The 13,926-nt window shown below is 27.9% G+C and carries 13 protein-coding genes; 5 read left to right on the forward strand and 8 right to left on the reverse strand.

The window, feature by feature from the left end; genetic code table 11:
* Nucleotides 1-119 precede the first annotated feature (119 nt).
* The gene (locus ACQPVP_RS00915) at nt 120-1,415 is read right to left on the reverse strand and encodes a M18 family aminopeptidase (protein WP_430846346.1); all 1,296 of its coding nucleotides are present in this window, start codon (nt 1,413-1,415) and stop codon (nt 120-122) included.
* A 460-nt stretch (nt 1,416-1,875) separates the two neighbouring features.
* Here ACQPVP_RS00915 and ACQPVP_RS00920 point away from each other — a divergent pair, with 460 nt between their 5' ends.
* The 5 genes from ACQPVP_RS00920 to ACQPVP_RS00940 all read left to right on the forward strand — a co-directional run bounded on the left by ACQPVP_RS00920 (nt 1,876) and on the right by ACQPVP_RS00940 (nt 5,469).
* Nucleotides 1,876-3,057 carry a cation diffusion facilitator family transporter gene (locus tag ACQPVP_RS00920; protein WP_430846348.1) on the forward strand — a complete coding sequence of 394 codons (1,182 nt, stop codon included), beginning with the start codon at nt 1,876-1,878 and terminating at the stop codon, nt 3,055-3,057.
* Nucleotides 3,058-3,472: 415 nt separating this feature from the next.
* Nucleotides 3,473-3,679 carry a helix-turn-helix transcriptional regulator gene (locus tag ACQPVP_RS00925; protein ID WP_430846350.1) on the forward strand — a complete coding sequence of 69 codons (207 nt, stop codon included), beginning with the start codon at nt 3,473-3,475 and terminating at the stop codon, nt 3,677-3,679.
* Entirely contained in the window at nt 3,669-4,124 is a 456-nt protein-coding gene (locus ACQPVP_RS00930; RefSeq protein WP_430846352.1) for a DUF6773 family protein, read from the forward strand. The genes ACQPVP_RS00925 and ACQPVP_RS00930 overlap by 11 nt, the downstream gene beginning before the upstream one ends.
* A 233-nt stretch (nt 4,125-4,357) precedes the next feature.
* Nucleotides 4,358-4,639 (forward strand): hypothetical protein, encoded by a 282-nt coding sequence (locus ACQPVP_RS00935; protein WP_430846354.1) that lies wholly within the window; start codon nt 4,358-4,360, stop codon nt 4,637-4,639.
* Nucleotides 4,640-4,782: 143 nt separating this feature from the next.
* Nucleotides 4,783-5,469, forward strand: a complete 687-nt coding sequence (locus ACQPVP_RS00940; RefSeq protein ID WP_430846356.1) for a cadmium resistance transporter — start codon at nt 4,783-4,785, stop codon at nt 5,467-5,469.
* A gap of 174 nt (nt 5,470-5,643) precedes the next feature.
* Here ACQPVP_RS00940 and ACQPVP_RS00945 read toward each other — a convergent pair whose 3' ends face one another.
* From ACQPVP_RS00945 to ACQPVP_RS00975, 7 genes are all read right to left on the reverse strand, one after another.
* Nucleotides 5,644-8,118 (reverse strand): tetratricopeptide repeat protein, encoded by a 2,475-nt coding sequence (locus ACQPVP_RS00945; RefSeq protein WP_430846358.1) that lies wholly within the window; start codon nt 8,116-8,118, stop codon nt 5,644-5,646.
* 188 nt (nt 8,119-8,306) lie between these two features.
* Nucleotides 8,307-9,803 (reverse strand): glycerol kinase GlpK, encoded by a 1,497-nt coding sequence (glpK, locus tag ACQPVP_RS00950; protein WP_430846360.1) that lies wholly within the window; start codon nt 9,801-9,803, stop codon nt 8,307-8,309.
* A gap of 186 nt (nt 9,804-9,989) precedes the next feature.
* Nucleotides 9,990-10,550, reverse strand: a complete 561-nt coding sequence (locus ACQPVP_RS00955; RefSeq protein ID WP_430846362.1) for a glycerol-3-phosphate responsive antiterminator — start codon at nt 10,548-10,550, stop codon at nt 9,990-9,992.
* Between the two features lie 313 nt (nt 10,551-10,863).
* Entirely contained in the window at nt 10,864-11,586 is a 723-nt protein-coding gene (locus ACQPVP_RS00960) for an amino acid ABC transporter ATP-binding protein (protein ID WP_430846364.1), read from the reverse strand.
* Nucleotides 11,573-12,220 carry an amino acid ABC transporter permease gene (locus ACQPVP_RS00965; protein ID WP_430840855.1) on the reverse strand — a complete coding sequence of 216 codons (648 nt, stop codon included), beginning with the start codon at nt 12,218-12,220 and terminating at the stop codon, nt 11,573-11,575. The genes ACQPVP_RS00960 and ACQPVP_RS00965 overlap by 14 nt, the downstream gene beginning before the upstream one ends.
* A 50-nt stretch (nt 12,221-12,270) precedes the next feature.
* Nucleotides 12,271-13,083, reverse strand: coding sequence for a transporter substrate-binding domain-containing protein (locus tag ACQPVP_RS00970; protein ID WP_430846366.1), 813 nt, complete (start codon nt 13,081-13,083; stop codon nt 12,271-12,273).
* 553 nt (nt 13,084-13,636) lie between these two features.
* Nucleotides 13,637-13,924, reverse strand: coding sequence for a hypothetical protein (locus ACQPVP_RS00975; RefSeq protein ID WP_430846368.1), 288 nt, complete (start codon nt 13,922-13,924; stop codon nt 13,637-13,639).
* Nucleotides 13,925-13,926 lie beyond the last annotated feature (2 nt).

Genomic DNA, 13,926 nt, shown 5'->3' on the forward strand with positions numbered 1-13,926 from the left:
ATTATATAACTTATATTTCTTAAAATATTATTTGTAAAGCAAAAAGAAGCCTAAGCATAAATTTGCTAGACTTCCTTTTTATATTTAATATTATTAAACTCATGAAATTATATTTCAAATTATAGGTTAAAGAACTCTGTAAATAATTTTATAGTATATACATTATCCTTAACTGCTGCTAACTCTCTAATAGAGTGCATTGAAAGTAATGGTGCTCCCATGTCCATAACTGGGATAGTTAATAATGATGATGTTATTGGTCCTATAGTTGTTCCACCTCTTACATCTGATCTATTAAAGAACTTTTGATATGGAACTTCTGCTGACTTGCATAATCCTTCAAATATAGCTGCATTATAGCTATCTGTACTATAGCTTCCTGATGCTGCTGTCTTTAAAACTGGCCCATTTCCTAATACTGGTCTATTAGTTGGATCATGTTTTTCTTCAACATTTGGATGAACAGCATGAGCTAAATCTGCAGAAATCATTAATGAATTTGCTAATGCTCTATGAAGTCCTTCCCTATCCTTTCCTAATGCTAAAGTTATTCTTTCTAATATATTTAATAATAATGCTGAGTTTGCTCCTTGAGGAGTTAAACTTCCTATTTCTTCATTATCTATACATACCATAACTTTAGTTGATTTGTTTGATTTACTTTCAATTAAAGCTTGAATACCTGCATATACCATCCACATATCATCTAATCTTCCAGATGAAATAAATTCTTCATTTAATCCTATAATAGCTCCCTTTTCAATCTCGTAAAGTCCTAAATCAAATCCTAGTATATCACTTGAATTTACACTTAGTTCTTTTGCTAAAATATCAACTAAGTATCCATCCTTTTCAAACTTATCATTGATAAGGCTTAGTAAAGGTAATGTATCTTTTTGTCTATTTATATTAAATCCTTCATTTACACTTCTATTCATATGAATAGCAAGGCTTGGAATTATAAGAACTGGTTTATTTATATTTACAAGCTTAACTTCTGGCTTTAATGGTGATTTTCCTTTCAATGTAACCTTACCAGCAATGCCTAAAGGTCTATCAAACCATGTATATAGAATTGGTCCACCATAAACTTCAGTATTTAACTTTAAGTACTTTCCTTCTGAAACTATTTCTGGATTCGCTTTAATTCTAAATCCTGGTGAATCTGTATGTGCTCCAATTAATTTGAAACCCTCTTCTTCTATATCCCCATTTCCAATAGTAAAGGCAATAAGTGCTGAATCATTTTTTATAACATAATACTTACCATCTTTTTGTAAGTTCCATCTATCACTTTCTTTTATTTCATTAAATCCATTTAAGTCTAATCTCTCTTTAATAGTTTTTACAGAGTGATACGCTGTTGGACTTTTATATAAAAAGTCAATTAAGTCTAATGCTAATTCTTTTTCCATTTTTATTCCTCCTAAGCTAAGATAACTTTATTATATCATAAAAAAGTACTTCTATATAATTTTGCTTATTCCGTCGCAAGCTCCAAGTCGCCGTCATACAATATTTATCTCTTTATACACTGAATGTAATAATTCCTCATTCCTCGTAATTATAAATTTTTTCTTCGTTGTAATCTCTAAGTCATAACAAAATTATTATTGTTTTAATAAATCCTATTATAATTGAAATTAACATACTTTGGTATATAATAAGTTTATGATGCTATTGCAAACTGAATAATTAATAGTACAAAATGAATAGTTTAATGAAAAGGCTCTAATAAGAGTTTTTTAATAATTAAAAATAAATTTTATATAAATAACTATTACATGAAATACTATAGCTATTGTAATAATTTAATTAAATATAGAATATTTCTTACAACTTACATATAAGATTTCTATAGATAGGAGTGATATAATGCTTTCAAATTTATTAGTTAACAAATTTATTAAAAATAATGAAGATATTAAAAATCCTACTGTTCGTAATGCTTACGGTACTTTAGGTGGTGTAATAGGAATAATAATTAATTCTCTTTTATTCTTAATTAAATTCTCTGTTGGTATCTTGGTTGGATCTATAGCAATTTCAGCTGATGCATTTAATAATTTATCTGATGCAGGTTCTTCTGTAATTACTATAATTGGATTTAAAATGGCAAATAAGCCTGCTGATGCAGAGCATCCCTTTGGTCATGGTAGAATAGAATATCTATCAGCTCTTTTAGTTGCTTTTTTAGTAATGCTTGTTGGTGTTCAGTTTGTAAAATCCTCTATAGAAAGAGTTTTAAATCCTACAACTGTAACTTTTGATCTAGTTCCATTTATTCTATTAATAATTTCTATTGGATTTAAGGTTTGGTTATCTACATTTAATAAATTTATAGGAGATAAAATTAACTCATCTGCTTTAAAAGCATCCGCTACAGATGCATTAGGAGATGTATTTACTTCTAGTACTGTTGTAATATCATTTTTATTATCTAAGTTTACAACATTACCAATAGATGGATATATCGGTATCTTTGTTGCCCTAGCAATTTTATATGCTGGTTTTGGCTTAGTTAAAGAAACTCTTAATCCCTTACTTGGAGAAGCTCCAGATCCTGAACTTGTTAATGCAATATGTGAAAAAGTTCTATCTTATCCATTAATTTCAGGAGTTCATGACCTTATAATTCATAACTATGGTCCAGGAAGAATTATAGCTTCACTTCATGCAGAAATACCATCTGACAAAGATATAATGGAAATTCATAATGTTATAGATATGGCAGAAAGAGAAGTTTCAAGAGATTTAAATATACACTTAGTAATACACATGGACCCTATTTGCCTTATTACAGATGAAATTAGAGAAACTTGGGGTTATGTAGAAACTGTTTTAAGAAGATATCCTGAAATCAAATCAATGCATGATTTTAGAATAGTTGGAGAAGGCGATTCTAAAAATCTTATTTTCGATATAGTTGTTTCACCTTCATTATCAGGACGTAGAAAAGAAGAAGAAACAATGCTTAAAAATATTAAAGATGCAATACATAAAGAGCATCCACAATACAACTGCGTAATTACAATAGACTACGACTACATGGAGTAAAAGTCGTATTAATAACATAGTACTTGCTCCGTCGCTTCGCTCCAAGTCACCGTACTATGTTATTAATACTCCCATAACTAAAGGTAATAATTCCTCAATACTTCGGAATTATGAATATGATTATTTTATTACTTATATATACTTTAAAATTATATTTGTATTTCTAACTTTGCTTCGCTCCAAGTCACCGTGCTATGATTAATACTCTCATACCTAAAGGAAATAATTTTTCATTTCTCTAATTTCACTTTATCAAATAGATTAAAAATTTGAATTTATTGCAAACTAATTAAGAAAATTTGATCTTTGAAAATTGAATAGTACGGTATATAAAAATAAAACACATAGACAATGTAATATATATTTTACATTATACAATTAATATGTTACACTATGTAATATAAGGAGGGTATATATGAAAAATAAACGCATGAAAATTGCTCGTATTGAATGCGATATGAAACAAGAAGATTTGGCGAAAGCAGTTGGAGTAACAAGGCAAACAATAGGGCTTATTGAAGCTGGTAATTATAATCCTACACTAAACCTTTGTATAGCAATCTGCAAAGCACTAAACAAAACATTGAATGATTTATTTTGGGAGGACGAATATGAGAAATAATAAAATTCAAGATGAAAGAATAATTTTTGAAAGAAGAAAAATTCAAAGCGAAGCATATGGATGGCTCGTATATGGATTATTAATCTCTATTATTGTACAGCAATTTTTTCTTAAAGCTCCATTTGCTCAATATGCAGTTGAATTTTTTGCTTTAATAGGTTGCGGTTTATATATTTCAATCCGCCATTTTAAGGAAGGAATTGATATCTGGAATCCAAAAGGTGACTCTAAGAAAAAATTATTATTAAACACAGTTATATCAGGTGTTGCTTCAGTAGTTCTATTTGCATTGTTAAGTGGTCAATATGATATGGAGAATTTGGGATCATACTTTGTAAGTTTCGTTCTTTTCTTCTTTGTATTTCGTTCAGCAATGATAGCTTTAAACAAGAAAAAACAAGAAGCTATTGATAATAAACTAAATAAAGAGGAAATTAACAACTAAAATGTACAGCAAAGAGCAGAAGATCTTTCACTTAAATATTTATATATTAATTTAATCATGATACCGTATTATTCAAAGTGAATATGCGGTATTTTTTAGTTCGCAATTCAAAAGTAATAGGTAGTTTAAAATTATTAGTAATTAAATGCTCTTTGAAAATTGAATAGTAAGATATTGTAAAAATATGTTATAATCCATTTATAAAAGTACTATTTTTTATAAGGAGGAAACATATGGAATACTTTATTTTTTTATTTATTATTGGTGGTATTCTAGCATTTAGTGAAATCTCCACATTAAAGAAAAGAATAAAAATTCAAGAAGACCGCTTAAATCAACTGTGTAAAATAACAGGACATAATAATTTATCTTCTTATTGGGTTTCAGATGAATTAAAAGAACTTGCTATTCATTTAAATAGAACTGGAAAAGAAGTTGAAGCTATAAAAAAAATCCGTGAAAAAACACAAATGTCTATAATAGAAGCAAAGGAATATGTTAAAAACTTGGATTAGCTATAAAATATATTATATCCAACTCTAAATTACTTTAAGAGTTTATATGAGGAGAGACTTTATAAGAATTTTCATTATATTTGTTATAATTTTTCATTAAAAATGCTATTATTATTAGAATATACAAGATGGAGGGAAAATTATTGATTAGCACAGTAATAACTGCTTTTGTTTCATTCGCTAGTACCAATATTGATGATATATTTATACTGATGCTATTTTTCTCACAAATAAACAATGATATGAAAATACGTCATATTGTTATTGGACAGTATTTGGGAATTGGTGCTTTAATTACAATAAGCATTATAGGTGCTTTAGGTGTATCAATTTTTCCACATGAATATATAGGCTTACTTGGATTCGTACCAATATGCTTAGCAATAAAGGCTTATCTTGATCATAAAAAGGAAAGTAAGGATAATAAGAATACATATCAGCAAGAAAATCAAAGCTGTCAGAATAGTAAATCTAAAGAATCAACTTCCTCTCAATGGAATAATATAATAAGTTTTGTTAAGAGTTTTATTAATCCAAGTGTATTAAAAGTATTCAGTATAACTTTTGCTAACGGTGGAGATAATATAGGCATCTATATCCCCCTTTTTGCAAGTATGAATTTATTTGATATTTTAATAACAGTTATAGTATTTGTACTTCTTATATTACTATTGTGTTTCATTGGATTGAAGTTATCAAAAAACCCTTTTATTCGGAAAAATATTGAAAAATACAAGCATATCTTTGTTCCAATAATATTCATAGGGATAGGAATTTTTATTCTAATAGAAAGTAACACTATAACTTTCATTTGCAAAAAAGTATTTTAAAGCATTTGTGCAATTTTCCTATATTGTTAGTATGCTATTAACTAATTTCATTAGTAAAATATTAATATATAAAAAGTGAATTGATAAATTATTTGTGGGTTGTAATTATTGTATTCATAATCATATATAAAATGGAGGATCTAACAAGTTTAGATTCTCCATTTTTTCTTATAATCAATTTATATTATAATATGCCTTCATCGATTTATATTTATAAAAATTAATTAATCCTTCAGTACTTTTATCTTTTTTATAGATATTAATTAAGTCATTTATTCCATCATAAAAACCTAAATAAATAATTTCTTTTAATAACTTAATATCTTCATTTAATATATCTTTATTATCTTCTCCATAGTCTATTTTTTTCATTGCTTTTACATACAAGCTTTTAGGATTATTATTTGATCTTTGCTTATATTCAGTTAGTTCATATTCTTCTATATTTCTTCCTCTTTTATATAAGTAATACTCTAAATTTGAGTATCCATTTAATTCCCCTAATGAAATTGCTTTTAAATAATATCCAATAGCCTCTTCTTCTGGTATTTCTAATAATGATTCTTCACATAATTGTCCTAATAAATCATAGGCTCTTCCTTCATTAATTGTTAATATTTCATTTATATATTTATTTCCTTTATTCTTTGAAACTTCTACTCCTATTCCTTTAAAATGATAGTATGCTAGTTTCAGATTTCCTTCAACTATATCTATTCTCTTTAAAAGTAAAGCTCCTTCGTATGCCTTAATAAAATCTTCTTTACCTCCAATACCTTTTTCATAAATTTCTACAAGTTCCATAATAGCTTTTAAATTCAATCCTTCTGCTGCCTTTTCATACCAATCTATTGCCTTATCTATATCTCTAGATAAAAATATTCCGTGTTTATACCAGTTTGCTATTTGTAACATTGCTTCTTCACAACCTCTTTCTGCAGCTTCTATAAAATGAACAAAGGCCATTTCATCATTTTTATCTACAGATATTCCATAGTGATTTAAAAGCCCATGGTAATATGTTCCAATAGGCAATCCATTTTCCATAGCAGTGTTTACATATCCTAAAATATCCACCTCTTTAATCTCTTTTTTACTTAAATAATCTCTTATTCCTTCCCTTGCAAGAACTTCTGCTGCATAGTATGAGCCCTTTCTATATGCTTCTAATAAATAATTCATTGCCTTTTCTCTATCTTCATTTAAAAAGGCTAAACCCATTATATATATACTATGTGTGTCTCCTCCATCTACTGCAACCTTAATATATTCTAGCCCTTTTGTTCTATCCTGCTTAACCCCTTCCCCATTTATATACATTACACCAAGCCTTTGACTTGATTTAAAATCTCCATTGTTATGACCTTTATAATAATTCAATAATGCTCTTTCTAATTTTTCTTCTGCTTCATATAATTTACCTATTTTATAATAAAGTCCTATATTACCTTCTGCTACACTTTTATCATATAGAGAAAATGCTTTTTCTTTATCTTCTTTTACATATAATCCCCAATAATACATATCTCCAAGGCTTTCTAAACAACTTTTATCATCTTTACTAGCTCCTTTAGACAAATAAAAAAATGCCTTTTTATAATTAGTATCTATGCCGTTTCCTTCTAAGTAAGATTGTCCTAAAATATAATAAGCATCTTCGAAATCATTATCTGCAGATTCTTCAAGCCAGTAGTAAGCTTTAAAATTATTTTGCTCACATCCTTCTCCATTTTTATAAAGATATGATAAGGCATACTGAGCTGGGGCAAAGTCTTTCTCTGCTGCCTCCTTGTACCATTTAAATGAGCATTCTAAATTTTTCTCAATTAATTCTCCTTCATAATATATAAATCCTAGCGAGTATTGAGAAAATATATTTCCTTTTAAGGCAGCCTTCTTATACCAATAAAGAGCTTTATTAATATCCTTTTCTCCTCCATAACCTTTTTCATAAAATAATCCTAAATAGCTTTCAGCATGTTCATTTCCTTCTTTAGCAGCCTTCTCAAAATATTCTTTTGCTTTAAAATAATCTTTCTCAACATTTTTTCCTAAATAGTATAATTCTCCTGTTAGTAAGTTTTCTTCAGAAGATATCTCTTCTTCATCTTCTATATATTCATCTTCAAAACCATCCATTTCAAAGGAATTAAAATTATCAATATCTTCATAATCCTTTTCAGTATTAAGATTTATATATTTATTAAATATGTTCTTCTCTTCTTCGTTTAATTTGTTTATAAACAATGAATAGTCTTCTTCACCACATTTTATAGCAAGCCATACACAAGCCTCATAAATAACATCTTCATTCTTTATTAATTCCTCATAATCCTTTATTCTTTCATCACTTAATTTGTTATTTAATAAATATTTAAAATATTGCAATTCCTCTGAGTAATTAGCTATATATCTCATTAAGTCATAGGGTATTATATCTTTCTTATAAAGGAGTTCTATATTTTCTTCTAAAGAATTATCTGAATCATAAAATATCTTATTGTTCAAATGAGCTGTTATTATTATTTCTTTAATTAACTTTATAAGTCTTAAGTTTATTATATTTAAATCCTCTTCCATCCATATCTTATTCAAAATATAGTAAATATCCTTAAATTCTAGTAATAAAAAATCAAATTTGTATTTCATTTTAAGCTCTATATCCCCCTTATATTTCTTACTACTATTTTATTTCTAGATTTATTTAATAGAACAAAAAAGGAGATAGATATTGTATTCTTTACTTAGTCTTAGGCTCTAAGTCACCAGAATATAATATCTATCTCCTCAACTAATTTTACATTAAAAGAGAGCTGTTTGTGCGACAGCTCCTTCTATTATTCTTCTTCCCACTTTAACGATCTATTAACGGCTTTTTTCCAGCCATTATAATATTTATTTACTGTATCTGAATCTAATTTAGGTTCAAATTCATCTGACTTATGCCAGAACTTTTTAACTTCTTCTTTATCTTTCCAAAATCCTACTGCAATACCTGCTAAGTATGCTGCTCCTAATGCTGTAGTTTCAGATATTATTGGTCTTATTACATTATTTCCTAATATATCTGCTTGGAATTGCATTAAGAACTTATTTCTACTTGCTCCTCCATCTACTTTTATTCCCTTAAGCTTATCTCCAATATCTTCAGTCATAGCATCTATTAAATCCTTTGTTTGGTATGCAATGGACTCTAATGCTGCCCTTATTATATGATTTCTATTTGTCCCTCTTGTTAATCCAAATATAGCACCTCTAGCATACATATCCCAATGTGGAGCTCCAAGTCCAACAAAGGCTGGTACTATGTATACTCCACCATTATCATCAACTTTTTTAGCAAAGTATTCAGTATCTGCAGAATCATTAACTAACCTTAATTCATCTCTTAACCATTGAACTACTGCTCCACCAACAAATACAGATCCTTCTAGAGCATATTGAACTTTTCCATCTATCCCTATTGCAATAGTAGTTAGTAGTCCATTTTTACTTTCAATGATTTCTTCTCCAGTATTCATTAATAGGAAACATCCAGTTCCATAAGTATTTTTAGCTTCTCCCTTTTCAAAGCAAGTTTGACCAAATAATGCTGATTGCTGATCTCCTGCTATTCCAGCAATAGGAACTCTTATATCTGACTTTCCTCCAAGATTAGTATCTCCATATACTTCAGATGAGTCTCTAACCTCTGGTAGCATTGATTTTGGAATATCTAATTCTTCTAAAATCTTATCATCCCATTTTAATTCTCTTATATTATAAAGCATTGTTCTAGAAGCATTTGTATAATCTGTAACATGTACTTTTCCATTAGTAAGCTTCCATACAAGCCATGTATCTACAGTTCCAAATAATAATTCTTCTCTTTCAGCTTTTTCTCTTGCACCCTCAACATTATCTAAAATCCATTTTATTTTAGTTGCTGAGAAATAAGCATCAACAACTAACCCTGTACTTTCTTTAATATAGCCTTCTAATCCTTTTGCTTTTAATTTATCACAAATATCAGCTGTTCTTCTACATTGCCAGACTATTGCATTATAAACTGGATTCCCTGTATTTTTATCCCATACTATAGTTGTTTCCCTTTGATTTGTTATTCCAATAGCTGCTATTTCATCTTGACTAATATTAGTCTTAGCTATAACTTCTTGGAGAACCCCATATTGAGTTGCCCATATTTCTAATGGATCATGTTCTACCCAACCTTCTTTAGGATAAATTTGAGTAAATTCCTTTTGACTTACTCCTAATATATTTTGCTCCTTATCAAATACTATTGCTCTTGAACTAGTAGTACCTTGGTCTAAAGCTATAATATATTTTTTCATAACTTCTCACTCCTTCATTTATAATTTTATAATAAAATCAAATAATAGACTACCAAATATTCCCCCAATTATAGGTTCAATAATTGGTATTAAAGGAATGAATATTAAAGAATTTTTAAATAGCAAAAATAAAAAACTACATAAAACTGCCGAAACAATTTTATGTAGTCTATCTCTAAATCTCTACTACATTAACCATATTTCTTTTTTAGTTGTAGATATACAAGTTGCACCACTTTTTAATGTCTCAACTACATCTTCCTTATCAGATATTAGACCTCCTGCTATTAGAGGCTTGTCTAATGTTGATGAAAGCTCCTTAATTACCTTAAAAAGTAATCCTGGAAGTATTTCTACAGCATCGCACTCTTTTACTAAATGATTTTTCATATTTTCTTTAGATAAACTATCAATCATAAATACTCTTTGAATAACTATAAAGCCAAGTTTCTTAGCATTTCTTAACACCTGTGGCTTTATACTTATTACGCCTTTGAAATCAGTATTTTCTTTAATAAATTTTAAAGCAAACTCATTACTAGAAAGACCCTCTACCAGATCTATATGCAAAATACCTATCTTGTTATTTTCAAATATTTTTTTACTTATATCCTTAATACTAATAATATTCCCAAATAAAACAAAGATAACCTTCAAATCGCTTTTTAGTGCAACTTCTAGGTCCTCATTATCTTTTACAGCAGCTACCACAGGATTTTCTTCTAATATTTCTTTAAAATTAATCACTCTATCTCCAACTTTCAAAGCTATTATTGAAATTATTTACAAAAACAATTTCATTCTAGCACTTTTAATTCTCTGCTGTCAATTATATACGTTTTACTTTTTCATACATATTTTTAGTATTACAAATTAAAGTGTCCTATTAATATTTAGTATCATTATTAATTATTTAGAACTGATTACTAATTTAAAAGAAACTTTTAATTATCTTAATTATAGAATATATACTTTGTATCTTACTAAAAAGTAAAAAAACTCAGCCTAAAGCTGAGTTTTATCAATAATTTTATATTCTTAATTTTTAATTGCGAATGCACTACAGTACTTTAGATAAAAAGTCTCTGGTTCTTGGATTTTTAGGATTATCAAATATTTCTTCAGGAGTTCCTTGTTCTACTATATTTCCTCCATCCATGAATATAATTCTATCTCCAACTTCTCTTGCAAAGCCCATTTCATGAGTTACAACTATCATAGTCATACCTTCCTTTGCAAGGTCTTTCATAACACTTAGAACTTCCCCTACCATCTCAGGGTCTAAAGCTGATGTTGGTTCATCAAATAACATAACATCTGGTTCCATAGCTAATGCTCTTGCTATAGCTATTCTCTGTTTTTGTCCACCTGATAATGATGCTGGATAAGCACCTGCTTTATCTAAAAGACCTACTCTTTTTAGTAATTCTTTTGCCTTTTCTTCTGCTTCAGACTTTGATTTATTTTTTACATTTATAGGTGCTATCGTTATATTTTCTAAAACCGTCTTATGTGGGAATAAATTAAATTGTTGGAATACCATCCCCATCTTTTCTCTTATTTTATTTATATTAATATTTTTATCTGTTATATTTTCTCCTTCGAATATTATTTCACCCTTAGTTGGCTCTTCTAATAAGTTTAAACATCTTAAAAAAGTACTTTTACCAGATCCTGAAGGCCCTATAACAACTACAACTTCACCTTTTTTTATTTGATCATTAACACCTTTTAAAACTTCATTTTCTCCAAAATATTTATGCAAATTTTTAACGTGAATCACTAGCCTTCATTCTCCTTTCTATATAATTAACAACTCTTCCAAGAGTGAATGTAATAACAAAATAGAATACTGCTGCTACAATTAAAGGTTCAAAGGATCTATATGTTTGTCCTGTAATAACTTTTGCGCTATACATAATTTCTCCAACACCTATTACTGATGCCATTGAGGATTCCTTTATTACTGTAACAAATTCATTACCTATAGCCGGTAAAATATTTTTAATTGCTTGAGGTATTATTATAAGCCTCATAGCCATAAACTGATTCATACCTAGACTTCTTGCAGCTTCTAATTGCCCCTTATCTACAGCATCTATACCTGCTCTTATAATTTCTGAAACATATGCTGCTGAATTTAGAGAAACTGCTATTATACCAGCTGTTATAGCCTTCATATCTATTCCAAATAATTGATCAAACCCATAGTAAACTAACATTATTTGTAATAACATTGGTGTTCCTCTAATTATTTCTATATAAGCTGTCGCCAATATACTTAAAGGCTTCACCTTTCCAATTTTAAACTTTGATCTTTTCATAAGAGTTAATAATGCACCAAATATAACTCCAAGTAAAACACTTAGAAGTGATATTAATAACGTCATTTTAACTCCATCATAGAAATATTGCATATTTCCAGCTAATATACTAAAATCTAGTGACAAAACTTACACTCTCCTTACTAATTTTGTTTTGGTGCTAACTCAGTAGCATCTATAATAAATTGATCTAATAATCCTTCTTCCTTGATTCTATTTATTGTAGCATTTACTTGTTCTACTAAAGCATCTTGACCTTTTTGAATTCCTACTGCTGATCCACCTTCAGAGTCTGTTACTTTTTCTTCTGCCAATGTAAGCTCTGGATTATTTTGAACTATCATTTCTGCTACTGGTAATTCTACTACTAATGCTTCAATTTTTCCACCTTTTAAAGCCATAACTAAATCATTAACATTAGATAAAAGTTGAATATCTCCATCTTTAACTTTTTCTTTTGCAATGTCGGCTTGAATAGCACCCATTTGCGCTCCAACTTTTTGACCTGTTAAATCTTCAAAAGTTTTATACTTATCCTTATCTTCTGCTCTTACTAATATTCCATGTTCAGCAGTATAATAAATATCTGAAAAATCTATTGCTTTTTGTCTTTCTTCATTTGGTGTAATTCCAGATATAGCCAAGTCTATTTTTCCTGTAGAAACTCCAGCTACTAAATTTTCAAAGTTCATATCTTGTAGTTCTAATTCTACTCCAAGATCTTTAGCTATTTCATTTGCTATATCAACATCAAATCCAACAATTTGATCTTTTCCATTTTCATCTACTATATGAAACTCATATGGTGCATAGTCAGCACTTAAACCAACTACTAGCTTTCCTGATTTTTTAATTGCTGATAGCTTGTCTTCTTTTGAACCACAGCTTACTAAACCTAATCCCATAACCCCAACAATAGTCACAGCTAATAATTTTTTTAATATTCCTTTTTTCATTTATTTATCCCCCTATTTTTTTCTCTTTATTTAACATAGCATAATTATACACTATTTTATTATTTTTATGCAATAGTTTTTTTATAAATTTTAATAAAAAATATATAATTATAATTTTTTATTAAAATCATTATAAAAATTGTAACTATATTTCTTATAATATCTTGATTATTGTCTACATAGTCGAATTTTGATATTCATTTTTTCAGAAAATTTATGCAGATAATATATTTCTAATTGAAAGTTTATGCATAAATTAAAGTTGTCAGATACAATTATTTATAGTTTGTTTATATAGTTTCAATTTTAAAATTAATATAAGTATAAATAAATTATAAAAGGTTATTCACAGATTAACATTTCTATACCCATTCTAAAGAAAATATATGAAACTGCCGCACAAGCATATAAAATTAAGAATTAAAAATTAAAGATTAAAAATGAAGAATTATTTATGTAAGTCTTACAAAATTACTAAAATTAATTTCTTTTAAAACTCCTTCTGGAGTTTTTCATTAATTTTCATTCTTAATTTTTCATTGTGCGACAGTTCCTATCTTACTGAGTTCATTATAAAAAATAAAGAAACAACAGAAATATTTATACATATTATTGAATAAATATACTTTTCCTTACCATATCTATTTAATATAAATACTAAGGCCCATAATGCCATAGTAATGCATAGTCCTATTTGTAAAGGAAGGTATGAGTTAAATATAGGCATATTATTTATGAAATGATATGTCGTTAAAAAAGTAAGTATAATAATTACACTTGTTATAATTACCGCTATTGTGCATATAAATGTAAAAATATCCTTAACATCAAACTTTTTCATTT

The sequence above is a fragment of the Clostridium nigeriense genome, assembly GCF_050585265.1.
GTDB classification, from domain to species: Bacteria; Bacillota; Clostridia; order Clostridiales; family Clostridiaceae; genus Clostridium; species Clostridium nigeriense_B.

Coding starts and splice junctions, on each gene's coding strand:
- ACQPVP_RS00915 (WP_430846346.1), bottom strand. CDS start 1,415: ATGGAAAAAGAATTAGCATTAGACTTAATTGACTTTTTATATAAAAGT.
- ACQPVP_RS00920 (WP_430846348.1), top strand. CDS start 1,876: ATGCTTTCAAATTTATTAGTTAACAAATTTATTAAAAATAATGAAGAT.
- ACQPVP_RS00925 (WP_430846350.1), top strand. CDS start 3,473: ATGAAAAATAAACGCATGAAAATTGCTCGTATTGAATGCGATATGAAA.
- ACQPVP_RS00930 (WP_430846352.1), top strand. CDS start 3,669: ATGAGAAATAATAAAATTCAAGATGAAAGAATAATTTTTGAAAGAAGA.
- ACQPVP_RS00935 (WP_430846354.1), top strand. CDS start 4,358: ATGGAATACTTTATTTTTTTATTTATTATTGGTGGTATTCTAGCATTT.
- ACQPVP_RS00945 (WP_430846358.1), bottom strand. CDS start 8,118: ATGAAATACAAATTTGATTTTTTATTACTAGAATTTAAGGATATTTAC.
- glpK (WP_430846360.1), bottom strand. CDS start 9,803: ATGAAAAAATATATTATAGCTTTAGACCAAGGTACTACTAGTTCAAGA.
- ACQPVP_RS00965 (WP_430840855.1), bottom strand. CDS start 12,220: ATGCAATATTTCTATGATGGAGTTAAAATGACGTTATTAATATCACTT.
- ACQPVP_RS00970 (WP_430846366.1), bottom strand. CDS start 13,083: ATGAAAAAAGGAATATTAAAAAAATTATTAGCTGTGACTATTGTTGGG.
- ACQPVP_RS00975 (WP_430846368.1), bottom strand. CDS start 13,924: ATGAAAAAGTTTGATGTTAAGGATATTTTTACATTTATATGCACAATA.